The organism is Klebsiella sp. 10-1 (genome assembly GCF_009758445.1).
Classification (GTDB): domain Bacteria; phylum Pseudomonadota; class Gammaproteobacteria; order Enterobacterales; family Enterobacteriaceae; genus Klebsiella; species Klebsiella scottii.
In genome coordinates this window covers 618,488-636,820 of sequence record NZ_WQRE01000001.1, presented here as the reverse complement: position 1 = coordinate 636,820, position 18,333 = coordinate 618,488, and the positions used below count along the sequence as shown (strand labels likewise).

The 18,333-nt window shown below is 59.4% G+C and carries 18 protein-coding genes and 1 riboswitch; of the genes, 8 read left to right on the top strand and 10 right to left on the bottom strand.

What is annotated here, in order from left to right:
- Positions 1 to 99: 99 nt before the first annotated feature.
- From ybiB to rhlE, 3 genes are all read right to left on the bottom strand, one after another.
- A complete protein-coding gene (gene ybiB / locus GO007_RS02990; protein ID WP_095095338.1) occupies positions 100 to 1,068 on the bottom strand; it encodes a DNA-binding protein YbiB in 969 nt (322 codons plus the stop codon).
- 125 nt (positions 1,069 to 1,193) lie between these two features.
- Complete coding sequence (gene dinG / locus GO007_RS02985) at positions 1,194 to 3,338, bottom strand: ATP-dependent DNA helicase DinG (protein ID WP_095095335.1); 2,145 nt, start codon at positions 3,336 to 3,338, stop codon at positions 1,194 to 1,196.
- A 207-nt stretch (positions 3,339 to 3,545) separates the two neighbouring features.
- Complete coding sequence (gene rhlE, locus GO007_RS02980) at positions 3,546 to 4,916, bottom strand: ATP-dependent RNA helicase RhlE (protein ID WP_095095332.1); 1,371 nt, start codon at positions 4,914 to 4,916, stop codon at positions 3,546 to 3,548.
- Positions 4,917 to 5,174: 258 nt separating this feature from the next.
- Here rhlE and cecR point away from each other — a divergent pair, with 258 nt between their 5' ends.
- The 5 genes from cecR (at position 5,175) to GO007_RS02955 (ending at position 10,888) form a co-directional block, all read left to right on the top strand.
- Positions 5,175 to 5,852 carry a transcriptional regulator CecR gene (cecR, locus tag GO007_RS02975; RefSeq protein WP_095095329.1) on the top strand — a complete coding sequence of 226 codons (678 nt, stop codon included), beginning with the start codon at positions 5,175 to 5,177 and terminating at the stop codon, positions 5,850 to 5,852.
- On the top strand, positions 5,849 to 6,844 hold the full coding sequence (gene hlyD / locus GO007_RS02970; protein ID WP_095095326.1) for a secretion protein HlyD: 996 nt from the start codon (positions 5,849 to 5,851) through the stop codon (positions 6,842 to 6,844). The genes cecR and hlyD overlap by 4 nt, the downstream gene beginning before the upstream one ends.
- Positions 6,837 to 8,576 carry an ATP-binding cassette domain-containing protein gene (locus GO007_RS02965; RefSeq protein WP_095095320.1) on the top strand — a complete coding sequence of 580 codons (1,740 nt, stop codon included), beginning with the start codon at positions 6,837 to 6,839 and terminating at the stop codon, positions 8,574 to 8,576. The genes hlyD and GO007_RS02965 overlap by 8 nt, the downstream gene beginning before the upstream one ends.
- A 1-nt stretch (position 8,577) precedes the next feature.
- The gene (locus GO007_RS02960; RefSeq protein ID WP_095097991.1) at positions 8,578 to 9,699 is read left to right on the top strand and encodes an ABC transporter permease; all 1,122 of its coding nucleotides are present in this window, start codon (positions 8,578 to 8,580) and stop codon (positions 9,697 to 9,699) included.
- A gap of 82 nt (positions 9,700 to 9,781) precedes the next feature.
- Positions 9,782 to 10,888, top strand: coding sequence for an ABC transporter permease (locus GO007_RS02955; RefSeq protein WP_095095314.1), 1,107 nt, complete (start codon positions 9,782 to 9,784; stop codon positions 10,886 to 10,888).
- Between the two features lie 196 nt (positions 10,889 to 11,084).
- Here GO007_RS02955 and GO007_RS02950 read toward each other — a convergent pair whose 3' ends face one another.
- Positions 11,085 to 11,522 carry a YbhQ family protein gene (locus tag GO007_RS02950; protein ID WP_095095307.1) on the bottom strand — a complete coding sequence of 146 codons (438 nt, stop codon included), beginning with the start codon at positions 11,520 to 11,522 and terminating at the stop codon, positions 11,085 to 11,087.
- 131 nt (positions 11,523 to 11,653) lie between these two features.
- Between GO007_RS02950 and GO007_RS02945 the strand changes: the two genes are divergently transcribed.
- The 3 genes from GO007_RS02945 to GO007_RS02935 are packed head-to-tail and all read left to right on the top strand — an operon-like array spanning position 11,654 to position 14,621.
- On the top strand, positions 11,654 to 12,415 hold the full coding sequence (locus GO007_RS02945; RefSeq protein WP_095095306.1) for an endonuclease/exonuclease/phosphatase family protein: 762 nt from the start codon (positions 11,654 to 11,656) through the stop codon (positions 12,413 to 12,415).
- Positions 12,412 to 13,656 (top strand): cardiolipin synthase ClsB, encoded by a 1,245-nt coding sequence (clsB, locus tag GO007_RS02940; RefSeq protein ID WP_095095304.1) that lies wholly within the window; start codon positions 12,412 to 12,414, stop codon positions 13,654 to 13,656. The genes GO007_RS02945 and clsB overlap by 4 nt, the downstream gene beginning before the upstream one ends.
- Entirely contained in the window at positions 13,656 to 14,621 is a 966-nt protein-coding gene (locus tag GO007_RS02935; protein ID WP_095095301.1) for a lysylphosphatidylglycerol synthase domain-containing protein, read from the top strand. The genes clsB and GO007_RS02935 overlap by 1 nt, the downstream gene beginning before the upstream one ends.
- Positions 14,622 to 14,705: 84 nt before the next feature.
- On the opposite strand, the gene GO007_RS02930 is transcribed toward GO007_RS02935, so the two are convergent.
- The 6 genes from GO007_RS02930 to moaA form a co-directional block, all read right to left on the bottom strand.
- Positions 14,706 to 15,410, bottom strand: coding sequence for a Bax inhibitor-1/YccA family protein (locus GO007_RS02930; RefSeq protein WP_095095297.1), 705 nt, complete (start codon positions 15,408 to 15,410; stop codon positions 14,706 to 14,708).
- Between the two features lie 44 nt (positions 15,411 to 15,454).
- Positions 15,455 to 15,907 carry a molybdopterin synthase catalytic subunit MoaE gene (gene moaE, locus GO007_RS02925; protein ID WP_095095294.1) on the bottom strand — a complete coding sequence of 151 codons (453 nt, stop codon included), beginning with the start codon at positions 15,905 to 15,907 and terminating at the stop codon, positions 15,455 to 15,457.
- Between the two features lies 1 nt (position 15,908).
- The gene (moaD, locus tag GO007_RS02920) at positions 15,909 to 16,157 is read right to left on the bottom strand and encodes a molybdopterin synthase sulfur carrier subunit (RefSeq protein ID WP_095095292.1); all 249 of its coding nucleotides are present in this window, start codon (positions 16,155 to 16,157) and stop codon (positions 15,909 to 15,911) included.
- Entirely contained in the window at positions 16,150 to 16,638 is a 489-nt protein-coding gene (gene moaC, locus GO007_RS02915; protein ID WP_095095289.1) for a cyclic pyranopterin monophosphate synthase MoaC, read from the bottom strand. Before moaC ends, moaD begins: the two co-directional genes overlap by 8 nt.
- Before the next feature lie 3 nt (positions 16,639 to 16,641).
- A complete protein-coding gene (gene moaB, locus GO007_RS02910; RefSeq protein ID WP_095095286.1) occupies positions 16,642 to 17,154 on the bottom strand; it encodes a molybdenum cofactor biosynthesis protein B in 513 nt (170 codons plus the stop codon).
- A gap of 22 nt (positions 17,155 to 17,176) precedes the next feature.
- Positions 17,177 to 18,166, bottom strand: coding sequence for a GTP 3',8-cyclase MoaA (moaA, locus tag GO007_RS02905; RefSeq protein WP_095095283.1), 990 nt, complete (start codon positions 18,164 to 18,166; stop codon positions 17,177 to 17,179).
- A riboswitch (molybdenum cofactor riboswitch) is annotated at positions 18,154 to 18,292 on the bottom strand. It overlaps the preceding gene by 13 nt.
- Between the last annotated feature and the right edge of the window lie 41 nt (positions 18,293 to 18,333).

Below are 18,333 nucleotides of genomic sequence, written 5' to 3'. Positions count from 1 at the left end.
GCGCGATTAACTTCTGTACATGCTCGGGTAGGCGGAATGTTCCGTTCACTATTACCCCGCGCTCCTTGATGATTCCCTCTGCGAGTAAGCCTCCGCGCGCTACCAGCGTTCTGCAACCTTAGCCAGCCCCTGCTCCAGGGACGCAGCCTCTCCGGTCGCCAGCAGGCAGCATGCCAGCTGGATCCGCAGCGGCAGCGGCAGCGGCTCGATCCCGGCCACACAGCGCTCAATCCAGCGCGCGGTCACCGCAGGATCTTTTGATTCCGGCAGCGCTACCGGCTGCGTCGGCGCATCATTCTGCCGCTCGTACAGCGCCCGCGTTCCGCTCTCGTCAATCAGGCTAATTTGCGGACAGCGCTGAGGGTTGGCATAGACTTCGCCTTCAGTACCGTGCATCAGCAGCGCACGACCGCCGGTTTCGCTAAAGAATTTTGCCACCTTGCCGATGTATTCCGGATGCGACACGCTCGACAACCGCAGCGCCGCATTTTCAGCAAACGGCGTCGCCAGCTTAGCCAGCGTATGCGCGCTGTTGCGCACGCCCATCCGCCAGCGCAGAGCCAGCTGCTTCTCCAGCGGTGGACACAGGACGCCAACGGGGACGTAGACCGGTTCGTGGCCATCCAGACGCGCCTGGGCCTGACCGCCGTGTTGCGTAACCGGGATCCCCATCAGCGCAAAAATCGTCTCCGTCAGCACCCGGGTTGGATCGTGGCTGACACCGTGCACCAGCACCGGGAAGCCGAGCTTATGCAGCAGGACGGCAAGCAGCGGCGTCAGGTTGGCCTGCTTACGCGCGCCGTTGTAGCTCGGGATCACAATCGGCATCGGCCGCGCTACCGGCGGCGTCAGGCGCAGAGTTTGCTGCTGCATCGCTTCATAGAAGCCCTTCATCTCCGCTTCACCTTCACCCTTAATACGCAGGGCAATCAGGATCGCGCCGAGCTCAAGCTCCGCAACCTCACCGCTTAGCATCCGTGCGTACAGCGCGCGGGCGGTCTCCACATCCAGGTCGCGGGCGTGATTTTTCCCCCGTCCGACTTCTTTAATGATCTTGGTGTAATCCATCGAAGATTCCTCTTATCCGCCCTGCTTCACGCGATACACAGATTGCCGCCGTATTATTCCGGCAACCCGTCACCGACGGCGTGAAGGAAGACGAGTCGTGCTGCTCACATTGCCGACCTGCGCCGCTAACGACGTCTGCGACGCGTCTGTTTTGTTTTACTTTTTACTATAACCTCCGGGACGGCAGGCTGCTCTATCGGAAACACGGGTAATGCATTCAGTAAACGCTTGCCGTAATTTTTGGTCAACAAACGATTATCGTAAATCACCACCTCCCCCCAGCAGCTGTGGCTACGGATCAGACGGCCTACCTGCTGAATCAGGTTGAAAGAGGCGCTTGGCAGGCTTTGCACTTCGAAGGGGTAGCGGTTCAGGCTTTTAAGCCACTCGCCTTCGGTGATCACCACCGGGCTGTCTATCGGCGGGAAGGCAATTTTGTGAATATGGACCTGGCTGAGCAGCTCGCCCTTGAGGTCCAGCCCCTCGGCAAACGACTGCAGCCCGACCAGCACGCTACGCTCGCCGCTCTCCACCTTTTTACGATGCAGCTCCACCAGCCGATAGCGGGGCTTATCGCCCTGAACCAGCAGCATCAGGCGCAGATCGGTGACGTGCTCGAGAAAACGCTGCATCGCCCGCCCGCTGGCAAACAGCACCAGCATCCCGAGGTGCTTTTTGCTCTCTACGTGCTCGCGAAAGCAGGCCGCCATTTCGGCAATATGCTGCTCTTCGTTGTCGATGACCGGCTCATAGTGCATCTGCGGGATGATAATTTTTCCCTGCTCAACGTGGTTGAAGGGAGAATCCAGGGCGACGAAGCGATCGCCGGCCTTCTCCTTGAGGCCGCTCATCTCCTGCAGGCGAGAAAAGCTGTTCAGCGAACGCAGGGTGGCGGAGGTGACGACAATATGCGGCACGCTGCGCCACAACAGCCTTTCCAGCTGTTCACTGACGCGAATCCCGACGCAGTGGAACCAGATGTGCGCCTGGCCGTCGCGCAGAACGCGGGAGGCCCATTTAGTGACCGGCGCGCCGGATGACTGCGCCAGCGACGCCAGTCGCCACAGCTTGCTCTGGCTTTCAAACATGCCCAGCGCGCGGTTCATTTGCAGCAGCACCCGGTGCAGGCGAACCACGTCATGGCTGCCGGTTTTTTCGCTGAGATCGTTAAGAAACAGCTCCGCCAGGCCACGCAGCGTCTCGGTCAGTTTGGCCAGCCGCTGGCAGATATCCATCACCTCCTGCGGCAGCTCCCCCATAGGGAAACGATATTCGGCTTCCTGAGCGGCGGGCATATACAGATTCAAAATATCATTCAGCGAAGAGATAAGCTCGGACAGCTCCTCGCAGTGGGCATTCAGGCGCTCGGGGTTCGCCAGCGGCGGCGTCGTTTTGGGGCGAAACTGCTCCATGCAGGTCGCCACCAGGCGGGTGAAAAGATCGAGCTGTAGCCGATACCAGGGGGCGGTAATTTCGGCGCTCATCTCCAGCGCATCCCGGGCGACGTCGGGCAGGTGGTGGCCCTCATCGAGCACCAGCAGCAGATTTTTCGGCTCCGGCAGCACCGCTTCGCTCTCCATCGCCGCCATCACCAGCGCGTGGTTTGCCACCACCACTTCGGCCTCCTGAATCTCACGCCGGGCGACGAAGAACGGACATTCGCGATAGTAGTGGCAGTTGCGGTTCAGGCAGCTTGCCTTATCGGTGCTCAGACGGCCCCACAGCGCGTCATCGATGGCCTTGTCGCTGTGATCGCGCAGGCCGTCCCATTTATAGCTATCAAGATCGGTCTTCAGAGTGGCGCACAGCTTCTGCTCCGCCTGATTATTCGGCGTGAGATCGTCGTCAAGAAACGCCAGCAGGTCCTGCTGCGTTGGCTCTGTGCTGGCCATCGCGTTGAGGTTACGCGGGCAAACGTAGCGCCCGCGGCCAAAGGCGGCGGTGAAGCGCAGGTCGGGAATAATTTTACGCAGCAGCGGCAGGTCTTTGCTGAAGATCTGGTCCTGCAGCGCAACGTTGGCGGTGCTGACCACCAGCGTTTTTTGCTCTTCGCGGGCGATGGCGATACCGGGGATCAGGTACGACAGGGTTTTCCCGACGCCGGTCGGCGCCTCAATCGCCAGGTGCCTTCCCTCTTCCCCGGCGAGCGTTTTCGCCACGTCAGCAATCATCTGCCGCTGCGGAGTACGGGGAATAAAGTCAGGAATCTGTTCCTGGAGCGCCTTATACCAGGCGGCGATTTGCGTTTTTAGCGCAGTGGTCAAAGCCATGAGAAAACCTGAATACTGTATAAACAGCCACTATTGTGACACTTTTTGCCTGGCTGGAGGAATTTCTTTCTGAGCAAACGGGGATCGTGCTCGAGGTTTAGCATCAGGCGGGAGAGTTCCGGGCAGGAAAACCCGCCCGGAGAGGCAAACCTGTATCCGCGGGCAGCGCCGGGCTGCCGCAGGGATAGCAGGTTTGCGGAAGTGCTGTTACTCAGCGGCCGCCGGCTTACGGGAGCGACGACGCTGCGGTTTGCCGTCCTGAGTACGCGCTTTCGGCGCGTCACCGTCGCTGCGGCGCGGTGAAGACTGCTGACCACGACCCTGGCTCTGACCGCCGCGACCCTGACTCTGGCCGCCACGACCCTGGCCCTGACCGCGACCGCCGCCACCGCCGCTGCGCTGCTGGCGACCGTTTTGAATCGGCTCCGCTCTGATGGACGGATCCGGCTCATAGCCGGCAACGCTAATGCGTGGGATCTCTTTTTTCAGCAGACGCTCGATGTCGTGCAGCAGCTTATGCTCATCAACGCAAACCAGCGACAGCGCTTCGCCGGTAGCGGCGGCGCGGCCGGTACGGCCAATACGGTGGACATAATCTTCCGGCACGTTCGGCAGCTCGTAGTTCACCACGTGCGGCAGCTCTTCAATATCAAGGCCGCGCGCGGCGATGTCGGTCGCCACCAGCACGCGAATGCCGCCGGATTTAAAATCAGCTAATGCGCGGGTACGCGCGCCCTGGCTTTTGTTGCCGTGGATAGCGGCGCTGCGAATGCCGTCTTTGTTCAGCTGCTCCGCCAGGTGGTTTGCGCCATGCTTGGTACGGGTAAAGACCAGCACCTGCTGCCAGTTGCCTTCGCCGATCATCTGCGACAGCAGTTCGCGCTTGCGCTTCTTATCGACAAAATGCACGTACTGGCTTACCTGCTCGGAAGCCGTGTTGCGACGGGCGACTTCGATTTCCAGCGGGTTATGCAGCAGCTTTTCCGCCAGCGATTTAATCTCGTCGGAGAAGGTTGCCGAGAACAGCAGGTTCTGGCGCTTCGCCGGCAGCTTCGACAGCACGCGGCGAATATCATGGATAAAGCCCATGTCCAGCATGCGGTCGGCTTCATCCAGCACCAGCACTTCGACCTTATCCAGGCTGACGGCATTCTGGTGTTCCAGATCCAGCAGGCGGCCCGGCGTTGCCACCAGGATATCGACGCCGCTGCGCAGTTTCATCATCTGCGGGTTAATGCTCACGCCACCGAAAACCACCAGCGAGCGAACGTTCAGATACTTGCTGTAATCACGGACGTTTTCGCCAATCTGAGCGGCCAGCTCACGCGTTGGGGTAAGGATCAGCGCGCGCACCGGGCGACGGCCCTTAGCGTGCGGTTCTTGCTGGATCAGATGCTGAAGCAGCGGCAGGGTGAAGCCCGCCGTTTTGCCGGTGCCGGTCTGGGCGCTGGCCATCAGATCGCGCCCCTGCAACACCGCAGGGATCGCCTGCTGCTGAATGGGGGTTGGCTCAACATAACCCTGTTCGGCGACAGCACGCAGGATTTCAGGATTCAGGCCAAGGGAATCAAAAGACATAACAACTCCAAACCGCCCCGGCCTTTTACAGGCGTAGTTTTCAGGGAGATTATTGCGAAAGAGATGGCAAAAACCACAATGCCATGAAGGGGCGCAGTCTAGCAGGTTTTGTGACGTATCGCATAAAATATCCCCTCGGGGTTTTTCTGCGAAATCAAGATACTCTCTTCGACGATAAATAGAGTATTCACTATTCTGGACAGCTCCGCGAATTGGTCATATTCTTAATCAATCGATTGATTAATTTTTTCAGGTGCGATGAATACCACTCCCGCAACCAGCAAAGGCGAACAGGCAAAAAGCCAGTTGATTACCGCGGCTATCGCCCAGTTTGGCGAATATGGCCTGCATGCCACCACCCGCGATATTGCCGCCCTGGCCGGGCAAAACATCGCCGCTATCCCCTACTACTTCGGCTCAAAAGACGATCTCTATCTCGCCTGCGCGCAGTGGATAGCCGATTTTATTGGCCATAATTTCCGCCCTCACGCCGAAGCGGCGGAGCGGCTGCTTGCCGAACCGCACCCGGATAAAGAGGCCCTGCGGACGCTGATCCTGCGCGCCTGCCGCAATATGATCCTGCTGCTGACCCAGGATGACACGGTAAACCTGAGCAAATTTATCTCCCGGGAGCAGCTGTCGCCTACCCCGGCGTACCAGTTAATCCATGACCAGGTTATCGCTCCGCTGCACTGCTACCTGACGCGCTTAATCGCCGCCTTCACCGGGCTTGAGGCGGACGACACGCGGATGGTCCTGCATACCCACGCGCTGCTGGGGGAGATCCTCGCCTTTCGCCTCGGGCGAGAGACCATTTTGCTGCGCACCGGATGGGCGCAGTTTGATACCGAAAAAACCGAGCAAATTTATCAGGTTATTACCTGCCATATCGATTTCGTCCTGCAAGGGTTATCGCAAAGGAGTTTGGGATCATGAAAAAACCGCTCATCGTCGTCCTGGTGGTGCTGCTGCTGATCGTTGCTACAGGCGGCGGCTGGTGGTGGTATCAAAGCAGCCAGCCGAAGGGGCTGACCCTATATGGCAACGTCGATATTCGTACCGTAAATATGAGCTTTCGCGTCGGCGGGCGGCTGGCCTCGCTGAGCGTGGACGAGGGCGATGCTATCAAGGCCGGGCAAACCCTGGGCCAGCTCGACCGCGCCCCTTACGAAAACGCGCTGCAGCAGGCGCAGGCCAACGTCTCAACCGCCCAGGCGCAGTATGACCTGATGATGGCCGGCTACCGGGCGGAAGAGATTGCCCAGGCCGCGGCGGCGGTCAACCAGGCGCAGGCCGCCTATGAATACGCGCAGAACTTCTACCAGCGCCAGCTGGGGCTGCGCAAAAGCAGCGCCATATCCGTCAACGATCTCGACAACGCGCGATCCGCCCGCGACCAGGCCCAGGCTACGCTGAAATCGGCGCAGGATAAGCTGCGCCAGTATCGCGCGGGTAACCGTCCGCAGGAGATCGCCCAGGCCAAAGCCAACCTTGAACAGGCGCAGGCCGCCTTAGCGCAGGCGAAGCTCGATCTGCACGATACCACGCTGGCCGCGCCTTCCGACGGCACGCTGATGACCCGCGCCGTTGAGCCGGGCAGCATGCTCAGCGCCGGAGCTACCGTAATGACGCTGTCGTTAACCCGCCCGGTGTGGGTTCGCGCCTACATTGATGAAAAAAATCTCGGCAACGCGCAGCCCGGACGCGAAGTGCTGCTGTATACCGATAGCCGTCCCAATCAGCCCTATCGCGGCAGGATTGGCTTCGTCTCGCCCACGGCTGAATTTACGCCGAAGACCGTAGAAACGCCGGACCTGCGAACCGACCTGGTCTACCGCCTGCGTATCGTGGTAACCGATGCCGACGACGCGCTGCGCCAGGGGATGCCGGTAACCGTCGCCTTCAGCAGCGGAAACGGACATGAGTGAGGACCTCATCACGCTTGACGGGCTGACCCGCAGCTTCGCCGGCATGACGCGGCCCGCCGTCGCCCCGCTCAGCTGCACCGTTCGCTCCGGCTACGTTACCGGGCTGGTAGGCCCCGACGGCGCGGGGAAAACCACCCTGATGCGCATGCTTGCCGGGCTGCTCAAAGCGGATAGCGGCAGCGCCAGGGTGATCGGCTTTGATCCGATTGCCGACGATAGCGCCCTGCACGCGGTGCTCGGCTATATGCCGCAAAAGTTCGGCCTGTATGAAGACCTGACGGTCATGGAGAATCTGACGCTGTATGCCGATCTGCGCAGCGTGACCGGCGAAGCGCGGCAAAAAATTTTCGACCGCCTGCTCGAGTTTACCTCCCTCGGCCCTTTTACCGACCGGCTGGCCGGTAAGCTCTCCGGCGGGATGAAGCAGAAGCTGGGGCTGGCCTGTACGTTAGTGGGCGAGCCGAAGGTGCTGCTGCTCGACGAACCGGGCGTCGGCGTTGATCCCATCTCGCGCCGCGAGCTGTGGCAAATGGTCCACGAGCTGGCGGGGGACGGAATGCTGATCCTCTGGAGCACATCGTACCTTGATGAAGCGGAGCAGTGCCGCGAGGTGCTGCTGATGAACGAAGGCCAGCTGCTGTATCAGGGAGAACCCCGTTCCCTGACCCAAACGATGGCCGGACGCAGCTTTTTGGTCTCCAGCCGCGAAGAGAACAACCGCCGCCTCCTGCAGCGGGCGTTGAAGCTGCCGCAAATCAGCGACGGCGTGATTCAGGGCAAATCGGTGCGTCTGATCCTCAAGAAGGAGTCCAGCATTGATGAGGTGCGCAATCACGCCAGCCTGCCGCCGCTGGAGATCGCCGAAACCGCGCCGCGCTTTGAGGATGCGTTTATCGACCTGCTGGGCGGCGCCGGCACCTCGGAATCGCCGCTGGGGGCGATTATTCACAGCGTCGAAGGCTCCCATGATGAAACGGTGATCGAAGCGCAAACCTTAACCAAAAAATTCGGCGATTTCGCCGCCACCGACCACGTTGATTTCAAGGTTAAGCGCGGGGAAATTTTCGGCCTCCTCGGCCCTAACGGCGCGGGCAAATCGACCACCTTTAAAATGATGTGCGGCCTGCTGGTGCCAACCTCCGGTAAAGCGCTGGTGCTGGGCATGGATCTGAAGCTCAGCTCCGGCAAGGCGCGCCAGCATCTCGGCTATATGGCGCAGAAGTTCTCGCTGTACGGCAACCTGAGCGTGGAGCAAAATCTGCGCTTCTTCTCCGGCGTTTACGGCCTGCGCGGCCGGGTACAGAACGAAAAAATCGAGCGCATGAGCGAAGCTTTCGGCCTGAAGGAGATCGCCAACCACGCCGCCGACGAGCTGCCGCTGGGCTACAAGCAGCGGCTGGCCCTGGCCTGCTCGCTGATGCACGAACCGGATATCCTGTTTCTCGATGAGCCCACCTCCGGCGTCGACCCCCTTACCCGCCGCGAGTTCTGGCTGCATATCAATAGCATGGTGGATAAAGGGGTGACGGTGATGGTCACCACCCACTTTATGGACGAGGCCGAATACTGCGACCGGATCGGGCTGGTCTATCGCGGCAAGCTTATCGCCAGCGGCACGCCGGATGCGCTAAAAGCGCTGGCGGCCAACGATGAGCAGCCGGATCCCACTATGGAGCAGGCGTTTATCACCCTGATTCACGACTGGGATAAGGAGAATAGCAGTGAGCGCTAAAATGCTGTCATGGCGGCGCGTGCGCGCCCTGTGCGTCAAAGAGACGCGGCAGATCGTGCGCGATCCCAGCAGCTGGCTGATTGCGGTGGTGATCCCGCTGATGCTGCTGTTTATCTTTGGCTACGGCATCAACCTCGACTCCAGCAGGCTGCGGGTCGGCGTGCTGCTGGAGCAGCAGAGCGATGAGGCGCTGGATTTCGTCCATACCATGACCGGCTCGCCCTATATCGACGCCACCATCAGCGATAACCGCCAGCAGCTGATTCAGCTCATGCAGGCCGGGCGGATCCGCGCGCTGGTGACCATTCCGGTGGATTTTGACCAGAAGATGGCTCGCCCCGGCGACGATGCCCCCATTCAGCTTATCACCGACGGCAGCGAGCCCAATACCGCCAACTTCGCCCAGGGCTATATCGAAGGTATCTGGCAGATCTGGCAGCAGCAGCGGGCAGAGGATCGCGGTGAAACCTTTGAACCGCTGATCGATGTGCAAACCCGCTACTGGTTTAACCCGGCGGCGATCAGCCAGCATTTTATTATTCCCGGCGCGATCACCATCATTATGACGGTGATTGGGGCGATTCTCACCTCGCTGGTTATCGCCCGCGAGTGGGAGCGAGGCACTATGGAGGCGCTGCTCTCCACCGAAATTACCCGCGTCGAACTGCTGCTGTGTAAGCTGATCCCCTACTATTTTCTCGGCATGCTGGCGATGCTGCTGTGCATGCTGGTGGCGGTGTTTATTCTCAATGTGCCCTACCGCGGCTCGCTGTTAATTCTTTTTTTCATCACCAGCCTGTTTTTGCTCAGCACCCTGGGGATGGGGCTGCTCATTTCGACCATTACCCGCAACCAGTTTAACGCCGCCCAGGTGGCGCTCAACGCCGCCTTTCTGCCATCGATTATGCTGTCCGGATTTATTTTCCAGATAGACAGCATGCCCGCGATAATCCGCGCGGTGACCTACGTCATCCCGGCGCGCTATTTTGTCAGCACCCTGCAAAGCCTGTTCCTGGCGGGCAATATTCCGGTGGTGCTGCTGGTAAACGTGATGTTTCTGATCGCCTCGGCGGCGATGTTTATCGGCCTGACGTGGCTGAAAACCAAACGGCGCTTAGATTAGGGCAGTAGCCATTCCCTGCTGCGAGGCGGTTGCGGGGCACCCAGCGGTCTCTATCCGGGGCAGCGTAAAGAGAGAACTGAAGATGTTTCATCGCTTATGGACGTTGATTCGCAAAGAACTACAATCGCTGCTGCGCGAGCCGCAGACGCGGGCGATTTTGATTATGCCGGTGCTGATTCAGGTGCTGCTGTTCCCCTTCGCCGCGACGCTGGAGGTGACCAATGCCACCATTGCTATCTATAACGAAGATAATGGCAGGCACGCGGTTGAGCTGACGCAGCGTTTTGCCCGAGCCAGGGCGTTCACCCATATCCTGATCCTCAAAAACCCGCAGGAGATCCAGCCCACCATTGATGAACAGAAGGCGCTGCTGCTGATCCGCTTCCCGGCGGATTTCTCGCGCAACCTCGATAACTATCAGACCGCCCCGCTCCAGCTGTTGCTGGACGGCCGCAACTCAAACAGCGCGCAAATCGCCGCCAACTACCTGCAGCAAATAGTCAAAGAGTATCAGCAGGAGCTGCTGGAGGGGAAAGCGAAGCCCAACAACAGCGAGCTGGTCGTACGCAACTGGTATAATTCCAACCTCGACTATAAGTGGTTCGTGGTGCCATCGCTGATCGCCATGATCACCACTATTGGCGTGATGATCGTCACTTCGCTATCGGTTGCCCGCGAGCGCGAACAGGGCACCCTCGATCAGCTGCTGGTCTCGCCGCTGGCGACCTGGCAAATTTTCGTCGGCAAAGCGATACCGGCGCTGATCGTTGCCACCCTGCAGGCCAGCATCGTGCTGGGGGTCGGGATCTGGGCCTACCAGATCCCCTTCGCCGGCTCGCTGCTGCTGTTCTACTTTACGATGCTGATTTACGGGCTTTCGCTGGTGGGATTTGGCCTGCTGATTTCATCTCTGTGCTCGACTCAGCAGCAGGCGTTTATTGGCGTATTTGTCTTTATGATGCCGGCAATCCTGCTCTCCGGCTACGTTTCACCGGTAGAAAACATGCCGCAATGGCTGCAGGACGTGACGTGGATAAACCCTATTCGTCATTTTACCGATATTACCAAGCAGATTTATTTGAAGGACGCGAGTCTGGAAATCGTGTGGGGAAGTTTGTGGCCGCTACTGGTCATAGCGGCCACCACGGGGTCAGCGGCGTATGCGATGTTTCGCAGAAAGATCGCCTGATCCCCGGATCCCCGTCATCGTTCAGGCTGCCTCGGCGTTGGCTTTCCTTACTCACCCCGGTCACATAGCTATCTATGCTCCCGGGGATTCGCTGCGTCGCCGCCTTGATGCAACCCGAACGCTTTAGGGGATCCCCGCCATTGCTCAGGCTGCCTCGGCGTTGGCTTGCCTTTCTTTGCCCCCGGCCACATAGCTATTATCTATGCTTCGGCGGGTTCGCGGCGCTGCCGCCCTGATGCAGTCCGAACGCTTTAGGGTAGCGATTTTTATCTTTCGCCAGCAGCGATACCACCGCCGGACCGGCCAGAATAACCAGCCCGGCGAGCGCCAGCAGCAGGTTATTGTGCAGCACTCGTGACAGCAGCCACAGCACGATAACCGCGGCGCCAAAGTACCAGGTGGTGGTGAGCTCCTCAAGGAAATCACCGACATCACGCCAGCGCTCTTCGTGGTGACGCTGTAAAAACAGCATCGACAGTAGCGTAACGCCGTACAGCACGCACAGCCCTAATCCGACGCGAACCAGCGCGCCGCCCATCCAACCCATCACCAGTACTGCCACGACCAGTAGATGCAACATAATCTGCCAGCAACTGAGGCCAGTTGCGACGCGTACACGTTGTTGCCACTTCATGGCTTCTCTCCTGAAGGATCTTTATCTGTAACTCAGAGTACCGCACTTTACGGAAAATTCCGTATCACCGCATCTTTTTGTGACAGCTACTACACTATTTCATTCAGGAAAGAGATGTTAACCGGAGAAATATGGCCGAGAAAAACCCTTTATTCTCAGTAAACGTGCTGACAATTAACACTCATAAAGGCTTTACGACGTTTAACCGACGCTTCATTCTGCCCGAACTCCGTGACGCGGTACGCAGCATCGGCGCCGACATTGTTTGCCTCCAGGAGGTCATGGGCGCGCATGAGATTCACCCGCTGCATATCGAAAACTGGCCGGACACCACCCATTATGAGTTTCTTGCCGATGCGATGTGGAGCGATTACGCCTACGGGCGCAACGCGGTATACCCGCAGGGACATCACGGCAACGCCGTGCTCTCCCGATTCCCCATTGAATATTATGAGAATCTCGATATCTCCGTCGGTAAGAGCGAAAAGCGCGGCCTGCTCTACTGTCGGATCGTGGCGCCGGAAAGCGACGTCAATCTGCATCTGATTTGCGCCCATTTAGGGCTCAGCGCGGGCCAGAGGCGAGCTCAGCTGGCGATGCTGGCTGAGCGGGTTAACAGCCTGCCGGCGGGAGAGCCGGTGGTGGTGGCGGGCGATTTTAACGACTGGCGCCAGCAGGCCAACCGTCCGCTCAAGGCGCTGGCCGGGCTGGAGGAGATCTTCACCCGCGCCCGCGGTCGCCCGGCACGCACGTTCCCGGCGCGCTTTCCGCTGCTGCGCCTTGACCGCATCTATGTCAAAAACGTCCACGCCGGTCAGCCACAGGCGCTGGATCTTCAGCAATGGCGTCATCTTTCGGATCACGCCCCGCTTAGCGTGGAGCTTCATCTGTGAAATGCAGCTGGCAAAATGGAAACCGGATCCAGCTTCTGGAGAACGGCGATAGCTACTATCCGGCGCTGTTTCGCGCCGTCGACCGCGCGCAGCGGAAGGTTACCCTTGAAACCTTCATCTGGTTCGAGGATGACGTGGGCTGGCAGCTCCATGCGGTGCTGCTGAAAGCCGCGCGCCGTGGCGTCGAGGTTGAGGTGCTGCTCGACGGCTACGGCTCCCCTGATCTGAGCGATCGCTTCGTTCACGAGCTCAGCTCGGCGGGAGTGATCTTTCGCTACTACGACCCGCGTCCGCGCCTGCTGGGGATGCGCACCAACCTGTTTCGCCGTATGCACCGCAAAATTGTCGTCGTGGACGAAACCACCGCGTTTGTCGGCGGGATTAACTACTCCGCAGAGCATATGACCAGCTACGGCCCGGAGGCTAAGCAGGACTACGCCGTGCAGGTGGAGGGGCCGGTGGTGCTGGATATTGCGCAATTTGTGCAGCAAAACCTGCCCGCCAGCGAAAGCGGACGCCGTCACTGGCGGCGACGTCGCCATCAGCCGGAGGTTAACCAGCATCCCGGAGAAGCGCAGGCGCTGTTCGTCTGGCGGGATAATTTCGATCATCGGGATGATATTGAGCGTCACTACCTGAAAATGCTGGCCAACGCGCGTCGGGAGGTGATTATCGCCAACGCCTATTTCTTCCCCGGCTATCGGCTGCTGCACGCGATGCGCAGCGCCGCCCGGCGCGGCGTGCGGGTGAAGCTTATCGTGCAGGGCGAGCCCGATATACCCATCGTCAAGGTTGGCGCTCGCCTGCTGTACAACTATCTGGTGAAGGGAGGCGTGCAGATTTTTGAGTATCACCGCCGCCCGCTGCACGGCAAAGTTGCCCTCGCGGATGACCACTGGGCCACCGTCGGCTCCAGCAACCTCGACCCGCTCAGCCTGTCATTAAACCTCGAAGCCAACCTGATCGTTCATGACCGGGATTTCAACCAAACCCTGCGGGATAATCTTAATACGCTGATCCAGCAGGATTGCAGGCAGGTAGACCGATCCATGCTGCCCAGGCGCAGCTGGTGGAATCTGGGCCGCAGCGTACTGGCCTTCCACTTCCTGCGCCACTTCCCGGCGTGGGTAGGCTGGCTGCCCGCCCATACGCCGAAGATGGCGCAGGTCAAACCGCCGGCGCAGCCGGAAATGGAAACTCAGGATCGGACGCAGACGGACAGCCCGGAGGTAAAATCCTGATGGCCAAATCTCATCCTCGCTGGCGGCTGGTCAAACGTATCCTCAGCGGGCTCTTTTTTATCGCCGTTGCCGGACTGCTGGTGGTCTATGCGCAAAAAATAGACTGGCCGGAGGTATGGAAAGTAATTCGCGGCTATAACCGCGTGGCGCTGCTCGGCGCGTTTGGCCTGGTCATCGTCAGCTATCTGATTTACGGCTGCTACGATCTGCTCGGGCGCGCGTACTGCGGGCACAGGCTGGCTAAACGCCAGGTCATGCTGGTGTCGTTTATCTGCTACGCCTTTAACCTGACCCTCAGCACCTGGATCGGCGGTATTGGGATGCGCTATCGCCTCTACTCTCGCCTCGGCCTGCGCGGCGGAACCATTACCCGCATCTTTTCGCTGAGCATTACCACCAACTGGCTCGGCTACGTGGTGCTCGGCGGGGTGATTTTCAGCGCCAATCTGGTGCAGCTTCCCGCGCGCTGGTATATCAGCCAGGAGTCGCTGCGCATCATCGGTATTGCGATGCTGCTGGTTTCGGCCCTCTATCTGTGGGCCTGCGCGTTCGCCAAACGCCGCCATTTAACAGTGAAGGGGCAGCGGCTGGTGCTTCCCTCCTGGCGATTCGCTCTGCTGCAGGCCGCGCTTTCCGGCGCTAACTGGCTGGTGATGGGGGTTATTATCTGGCTGCTGCTGGGTCAGGAAGTCAGCTATTTCCTCGTGCTCGGCGCGCTGCTGGTGAGCAGCATCGTCGGGGTGGTCGTGCATATCCCCGCCGGTATTGGCGTGCTGGAGGCGGTGTTTATCGCGATGCTCTCAGCGGAGCCGATCTCCCGGGGAGCGGTGATTGCCGCCCTGCTCGCGTACCGCCTGCTCTATTACTTCCTGCCGCTGGCTATCGCCACGATGGGCTATCTGATTCTGGAAAGTCAGGCCAAAAAGCTGCGGGAGAAAAATCAGCGCAGGCTGGCGGGCGGATGAAAAGAGAGAAGAAGAGAAAAGAAGAGAGTACAAGAGAGAACAAGAAAACCCCGGCGGCGTAAGGCCTGCCGGGGTTTTTAGCTCTTAACGGCGGTTGCCGAAAATACGCAGCAGCATCAGGAACAGGTTGATAAAGTCCAGATACAGCGTCAGCGCGCCGAGGATCGAGTATTTGCGCAGCGTCGAGGTATCGCGGGTGTCGATCTGTTCGCCGATATTTTTCAGCTTCTGGGTGTCATAGGCGGTGAGGCCCACGAACACAATGACCCCGATATAGGTCACCGCCCACATCAGCGCCTCGCTCTTCAGCCAGAAGTTCACCAACGAGGCCAGAACGATACCAATCAGCGCCATAAACAGCATATTACCAAAGCCGCTGAGATCGCGTTTAGTGGTATAGCCGTAGAGGCTCATCGCGCCAAACATCCCGCCGCTGACCACAAAGGTGCTGGCAATCGACGAATAGGTGTAGACGATGAAAATGCTGGATAGCGTTAGCCCCGTCAGCGCCGAATAGAGCATAAATAGCGTCGTCGCCATGCCCGCGCTCAGACGCTGAACCATGCCGGAGAGCACGAATACCAGCGCCAGCTGGGCAATAATCAGCCCGAAGAAGGTAATTTTGCTGGAAAAAACAAACATCATCACCGCCGGCGTGTTGGCGGCGAACCAGGCGATAAACGCCGTTAGCAGCAGCCCAACCGTCATCCAGCCGTACACCTGGGCCATATAGGTTTGCAGGCCGCTGCGCGCCTGGACGATGGAATCGGAACGGGGGAATCTGTCCATGACTATCTCCTGATTAACGAAATTAACCCTTTAAGCGTATCATACTACCAGCGCTCTGCCGCCTGACGATCGCTGTCACGCGCGTCAACCCAACGATCGCCTTCCGGAGTGGCCTCACGCTTCCAAAACGGCGCGCGGGTTTTCAGATAATCCATAATGAATTCACCGGCGGCAAAGGCGCTGCTGCGGTGCGCGCTGGTGACGCCGACAAACACAATCTCTTCGCCCGGCCACATTTCACCGATGCGGTGGATCACCGTGACCCGCCCCAGCGGCCAGCGTTCCCGCGCCAGGTCGACAATCTCCGCCAGCGATTTTTCGGTCATGCCCGGGTAGTGTTCGAGGGTCAGCGCCTTAACGCTCTCGCCGAGATTGTGGTTACGCACTTTGCCGGTGAAGGTGACGACGGCGCCGTCCTCATCGCGCTCGGCAAGCCACGGATATTCGTCGCCAACGCGAAAACGCGCCGGGCTAACGATAATGCGGGTTTGCGTCATCTTAGCCTCCGGTGACCGGTGGAAAAAACGCCACTTCGTCGCCGGCGGTGACCGGATGGTCAAAGGCGGTCAGCGTCTGGTTCACCGCCGCCAGCAGCTTGCCCTCCTCCAGCGCCAGCGCCCAGCGGTCACCACGGGTGATAAGCTGGCGGCGAACGGCTTCCACCGTCGAGGCTTCGCTCGCCTCGAGGGTTAACGTATCGGTACCCACCAGCTCGCGCACCTGGGCAAAAAACAGAACCTTAATCATGAGCCTCGTCCGCCTTAAAGTCGCCGGATTTGCCGCCGCTCTTCGCCAGCAGGCGCAGCGGGCCAATCACCATATCTTTCTGCACGGCTTTGCACATATCGTAAATCGTCAGCGCCGCCACGGAGGCTGCGGTCAGCGCCTCCATCTCAACCCCGGTTTTCCCGGTCAGCCGGCACAGGGATTCGATCCGCACCCGGCTATGTTCAGGCTGCGCCTGCAGGTTAACCTCCACCTTGCTCAGCATCAGCGGATGGCACAGCGGGATCAGCTCCCAGGTCCGCTTCGCCGCCTGGATCCCGGCAATGCGGGCGGTGGCGAAAACATCGCCCTTGTGATGGCTGCCGTCGATAATCATCGCCAGCGTGGTCGCCTGCATCTCGACAAAAACTTCAGCGCGCGCCTCGCGAACCGTTTCGGCCTTCGCCGAGACGTCGACCATGTGCGCCTCGCCGGCGGCGTTAATATGGGTCAGTTGTGACATAAATTATTTCTTCAAATGAGGGATAAAGTTACACGGGCGGGTGCGGGCATCGAGCTGGGGCGCAATGATATTTTCCCACGCGGTGCGGCAGGCTTTGGTCGAGCCGGGCATCGCAAAAATTAGCGTGCGGTTGGCCACGCCGGCAACGGCGCGGGACTGCAGCGTCGAGGTGCCGATCTCTTCAAAAGAGAGCATGCGGAAAACCTCACCAAAACCTTCAACTTCCCGGTCAAACAGCGGCAGCAGCGCTTCCGGGGCCTGATCGCCCTCGGTAAAACCGGTCCCGCCGGTAATGAGCACCACCTGAACGTCGTCGCTGGCGATCCACGCCGACACCCGGGCGCGAATGGCGTAGCGGTTCTCTTTAACAATCGCCTTATCAACAATCACGTGCCCCGCTTCCTGCGCCGCGTCGCGCAGCCAGTGGCCAGAGGTATCATCCTCTTCACCACGGCGGCTGGAAACGGTGAGAATAGCAATACGGGTCGGGATAAACTCAGCGCTGGCCTGACTCATCTGTTCGCTCCTTTAGAATCAATTATCCGCCAATATACGACAGGTTTTGCGTAATACCGGTGTTGCCCTGATGCAGGAAATGGGTTTGTTTTTTATGGGTTAACGCTTCGGAGATGCGCGCTTCCAGCACCGCCTGCTGACAGTCCTCGGCCAGCAGATCGCGTAAATCTACGCCGCCGTCGCCGAACAGGCACAAATGCAGCTTGCCCACGGAGGAGACGCGCAGGCGGTTGCAGGTGGCGCAGAAATCTTTTTCATAGGGCATGATTAGGCCGATCTCTCCGGCATAGTCCGGATGACAGAAGACCTGCGCCGGGCCGTCGCTGCGCTGGCTAATCTGGTGGATCCAGCCGCGTCGGAGCAGCTCATCGCGCAGCACCATGCCGGAGATATGATGCCGGCGGAACAGGTCGCTGCCCTCACCGGTTTCCATCAGTTCAATAAAGCGCAGCTGGATGCGGCGCGGTTGGATCCACGCGAGGAAGGTGTCGAGCTGATGGTGGTTAACATCGCGCATCAGCACGGTGTTGACCTTCACTTTCTCAAAGCCGGCGGCGAAGGCGGCATCGATACCGTCCATCACCTGCTGAAATTTATCCTGCCCGGTGATGGCGTGAAACTGGCGGGCGTCGAGGCTGTCCACGCTGACGTTGATTGCCGTCAGCCCGGCGTCGCGCCACCGCTCGACGTCCCGCGCCAGGCGATAGCCGTTGGTGGTGACCGCAATCTGCCGGATGGCGCTGTTTTCACGTACGGCGGCAATGACGTCGGCGAAATCACGGCGTAGCGAGGGCTCACCGCCGGTCAGACGAACCTTTTCGGTCCCGAGGGCGGAAAACGCGCGCGTCACGCGACGCACTTCATCTACGCTGAGAAAGCCTTTATTGGTCACCGCGCCGGGCTTGTAGCCGTCCGGGAGACAGTAGGTGCAACGGAAGTTACACACGTCGGTAATCGACAGGCGCAAGTAGTAAAACTTACGCGCAAATGCATCGGTAAGCTGTGAAGCCATATACACCTTTCCAAATACGGGAGACGCGGTCATTTCTTCCCACGCCCTGGTGACTAGCTGAGCCGTCACGGCCAAAGCACCATATCTTGCGACACAGGCACAGAGGCTAGAGTGTTAACTGGTTTATGCCGATAGTAGCGCGGAAACGGCTATTTCGCCATTTTCGA

Bases quoted from the DNA above. Each gene is read 5' to 3' on its own strand.
- moaD (WP_095095292.1), bottom strand. From the start codon at position 16,157: ATGATTAAGGTTCTGTTTTTTGCCCAGGTGCGCGAGCTGGTGGGTACC.
- dinG (WP_095095335.1), bottom strand. From the start codon at position 3,338: ATGGCTTTGACCACTGCGCTAAAAACGCAAATCGCCGCCTGGTATAAG.
- moaB (WP_095095286.1), bottom strand. From the start codon at position 17,154: ATGAGTCAGGCCAGCGCTGAGTTTATCCCGACCCGTATTGCTATTCTC.
- GO007_RS02955 (WP_095095314.1), top strand. From the start codon at position 9,782: ATGTTTCATCGCTTATGGACGTTGATTCGCAAAGAACTACAATCGCTG.
- rhlE (WP_095095332.1), bottom strand. From the start codon at position 4,916: ATGTCTTTTGATTCCCTTGGCCTGAATCCTGAAATCCTGCGTGCTGTC.
- GO007_RS02965 (WP_095095320.1), top strand. From the start codon at position 6,837: ATGAGTGAGGACCTCATCACGCTTGACGGGCTGACCCGCAGCTTCGCC.
- GO007_RS02950 (WP_095095307.1), bottom strand. From the start codon at position 11,522: ATGAAGTGGCAACAACGTGTACGCGTCGCAACTGGCCTCAGTTGCTGG.
- GO007_RS02945 (WP_095095306.1), top strand. From the start codon at position 11,654: ATGGCCGAGAAAAACCCTTTATTCTCAGTAAACGTGCTGACAATTAAC.
- moaA (WP_095095283.1), bottom strand. From the start codon at position 18,166: ATGGCTTCACAGCTTACCGATGCATTTGCGCGTAAGTTTTACTACTTG.
- GO007_RS02935 (WP_095095301.1), top strand. From the start codon at position 13,656: ATGGCCAAATCTCATCCTCGCTGGCGGCTGGTCAAACGTATCCTCAGC.
- GO007_RS02960 (WP_095097991.1), top strand. From the start codon at position 8,578: ATGCTGTCATGGCGGCGCGTGCGCGCCCTGTGCGTCAAAGAGACGCGG.
- GO007_RS02930 (WP_095095297.1), bottom strand. From the start codon at position 15,410: ATGGACAGATTCCCCCGTTCCGATTCCATCGTCCAGGCGCGCAGCGGC.
- cecR (WP_095095329.1), top strand. From the start codon at position 5,175: ATGAATACCACTCCCGCAACCAGCAAAGGCGAACAGGCAAAAAGCCAG.
- moaC (WP_095095289.1), bottom strand. From the start codon at position 16,638: ATGTCACAACTGACCCATATTAACGCCGCCGGCGAGGCGCACATGGTC.
- ybiB (WP_095095338.1), bottom strand. From the start codon at position 1,068: ATGGATTACACCAAGATCATTAAAGAAGTCGGACGGGGGAAAAATCAC.
- moaE (WP_095095294.1), bottom strand. From the start codon at position 15,907: ATGACGCAAACCCGCATTATCGTTAGCCCGGCGCGTTTTCGCGTTGGC.
- hlyD (WP_095095326.1), top strand. From the start codon at position 5,849: ATGAAAAAACCGCTCATCGTCGTCCTGGTGGTGCTGCTGCTGATCGTT.